Consider the following 2,771-nt stretch of genomic DNA (forward strand, 5'->3'; position numbering starts at 1 on the left):
TGCCCAGCGGGCAGCTCCCCTTCACCGAACAGGCTGGGCTGGCCTTGTTCACTCCCTGCTGCGGACGGCGCTTGACTCATGCGCCCATTGTCCCGGCGGCCGGGAGATTCATTCACACCTTCTGAGCCCGCGGCCCCGGGGGCCGCCCATACCCATACAACACAGGAGACAAGCGATGAAGACCAAGCTCACCCGTAGGCTGCTGTGCGGCCTGATCGCGGCACCGGCCCTGCTGTGGGCCGGCGTGCAGGCGCACGCGGCCGACATCAAGGAGCGCACGCTGCGCTTCGCGTTCGTGCAGCCCAAGGAAAGCCACATGGGCTACGGCGCCCAGAAGTTCGCCGACCTCGTGGCCCAGAAGTCGGGCAAGAAGATGCAGGTCAAGCTCTATCCCAACGGCACGCTGGGCGGCGACCTGCAGACCGTCTCGGCCTTGCAGGGCGGCACCATCGACCTGACCACCATGCCCCCGGGCCTGCTGGTCGGCCTGAAGAAGGAGTTCGGGGCCTTCGACCTGCCCTTCCTCTTCAACGACTTTGCCGAGGCGGACGCGGTGCTCGATGGGCCCGTGGGCAAGCAGTTCATGGAGCGGCTGCCCAACGGGCTGGTCGGCCTGGCGTACTGGGACCACGGCTTTCGCAACGTCTCCAACAACCGCCGCCCGATCGCCAAGGCCGAGGACTTCGAGGGCCTGAAGCTGCGTGCCCTGCAGGCGCCGCTGATGATCGACACCTTCAAGGCGCTGGGGGCCAACGCCGTGCCGATGGCCTTCACCGAACTCTACGCCGCGCTGGAAAGCCGCGCCGTGGACGGGCAGGACAATCCCATCGTCGCGTTTGCCACCAACCGCTTCGACGAGGTGCAGAAGCACCTGTCCACCACGCGCCACGTCTACAACCCGCTGATGGTGATGGCGAGCAGGAAAGCGTGGGACAGCCTCTCGGCCGATGAGCGCAAGGTGCTCATGGACGCCGCCAACGAGGCCCGCATCGAGCAGCGGCGCGTCTCCCGCGAGATGGAGGCCAAGGCGCTGGCCGAGATCAGGAAGAAAGGCGTGCTCGTGACCGAGGTGTCGCCGCAGGAGCGCGAGCGCATGCGCGAGAAGGTCAAGCCCGTGACCGACAAGTACGTCAAGGAAATCGGCGAAGACGTCGTCAGCTCGTTCCACGCCGAGATCGACAAGGTGCGCACGGCGCGATGAAAGCGCCGGCCCGGCCCTGGGGCCGGGCCTGACGCTTCGCTCAGCGCAGCAGGTCGAACAGCGAGCGCGCCACCACCTTGGTGGCGCGGCGCAGGTCTTCCAGTTCCACGCGCTCATCGTTGCGCTTGGCGTGGCTTTCCAGCACGGTGCGCGGGCCGGCGCCATAGATCACGGCCGGGATGCCGCGCTCGCAGTACAGGCGCACGTCGGTGTAGAGCGGCGTGCCGGAGGTCGGGATGTCCTCGCCGAACACCGCGCTGCCGTGCTGGCGCAAGGCCTGTACCAGCGGGGCGTTGCCCGCCAGCGGCTGCATGGCGCGCGCCAGCAGGATGCGCTTGATGTCCACCTGAATGCCCGGGAAGGCGGTGGCCGCCTCGTTGATCACGCGCCGGATATCGGCCTCGACCTGCACCGGGTCCTCTTCCGGAATCATGCGCCGGTCGAGTTTCAGAACCACCTTGCCGGGCACCACGTTGGTGTTGGTGCCGCCTTCGATGCGGCCGACGTTGAGGTACGGGTGGTTGATGCCCGGCACCTTCGACTTCACCTGCTTGTAGAGCTGGTTCTGCGCGTACAGGGCGTTGAGGATCACCACCGCGCCCTGCAGCGCGTCCACGCCGGTGTCGGGAATGGCGGCGTGCGCCATCTTGCCGTGCACCGTCACTTCCATCTGCAGGCAGCCGTTGTGCGCGGTGACCACCTGGTAGCTGAAGCCCGCGGCCAAGGCCAGGTCAGGCTTGGTCAGGCCGTTCCTGAGCAGCCAGCCCGGGCCCAGCTCGCCGCCGAACTCCTCGTCGTAGGTGAAGTGCAGCTCCACGCCGCCCTTGAGCGGCGCGCCCAGCGCTTCGAGTGCACGCACGGCAAAGGTGAAGGTGGCGAAGTCGCTCTTGCTGACCGCGGCGGCGCGGCCGTAGAGCTTGCCGTCGTCGATTTCGCCGCCATAAGGATCGTGCGTCCAGCCCTCGCCGGGCGGCACCACGTCGCCATGGGCGTTGAGCGCCACGGTGCGGCCGCCGTCGCCATAGCGGCGGCGCACGATCAGGTTCATCACGCTCTCCATCCCGCCGGCCCTGACTTCGTCCTCTGGCACGACGTGCTTTTCCGCGTCGAAGCCAAAGCCCGCCAGCAGTTGCGCCGTGCGCTCGGCATGCGGCGCGTTGTTGCCCGGCGGCGTGTCGGTGGGCACGCGCACCAGTTGCTGCAGAAAGCTCACTTCCTCGTCGAAGTGCGCATCGATCCAGGCGTCCAGTTGAACGTACGGGTTGCTCATATCGGTCCTCGGTAATGGATCAGGCCAGTTGGCTCAACAGGCCATGGAAGGCCTGCACGCACAGCTCGGCGTCGTCGTTGGTGATGGTTTCCAGCGGGTTGTGGCTGATGCCCGCGTTGCCGCCGCGCAGGAACAGCATGGCCTGCGGCATGGCTTCGTGCAGCTTCATCGCATCGTGGCCCGCGCCGCTGGGCATGCGCCACACCGGCAGGCCCAGCGCTTCGACGGCCGTTTCCCAGCGCCGCTGCCACTCGGGCGCGCTGGGCGCCGCCGCGGCGCGCATGGTCTCTTCCAGCGTGA

The 2,771-nt window shown here is 67.7% G+C and carries 3 protein-coding genes; 1 reads left to right on the plus strand and 2 read right to left on the minus strand.

Annotated elements, in window-relative coordinates; all coding sequences use genetic code 11:
* Positions 1-175 precede the first annotated feature (175 nt).
* Positions 176-1,201, plus strand: a complete 1,026-nt coding sequence (locus tag HHL10_RS29950; protein WP_169164082.1) for a TRAP transporter substrate-binding protein — start codon at positions 176-178, stop codon at positions 1,199-1,201.
* A gap of 40 nt (positions 1,202-1,241) precedes the next feature.
* On the opposite strand, the gene HHL10_RS29955 is transcribed toward HHL10_RS29950, so the two are convergent.
* On the minus strand, positions 1,242-2,471 hold the full coding sequence (locus tag HHL10_RS29955) for a M20 family metallopeptidase (RefSeq protein WP_169164083.1): 1,230 nt from the start codon (positions 2,469-2,471) through the stop codon (positions 1,242-1,244).
* 19 nt (positions 2,472-2,490) lie between these two features.
* Positions 2,491-2,771, minus strand: a 281-nt coding sequence (locus tag HHL10_RS29960; RefSeq protein ID WP_169164084.1) for a M20/M25/M40 family metallo-hydrolase, incomplete at its 5' end; no start/stop codon positions are given.

It is taken from the genome of Azohydromonas caseinilytica (genome assembly GCF_012927045.1).
Classification (GTDB): Bacteria; Pseudomonadota; Gammaproteobacteria; order Burkholderiales; family Burkholderiaceae_C; genus Azohydromonas; species Azohydromonas caseinilytica.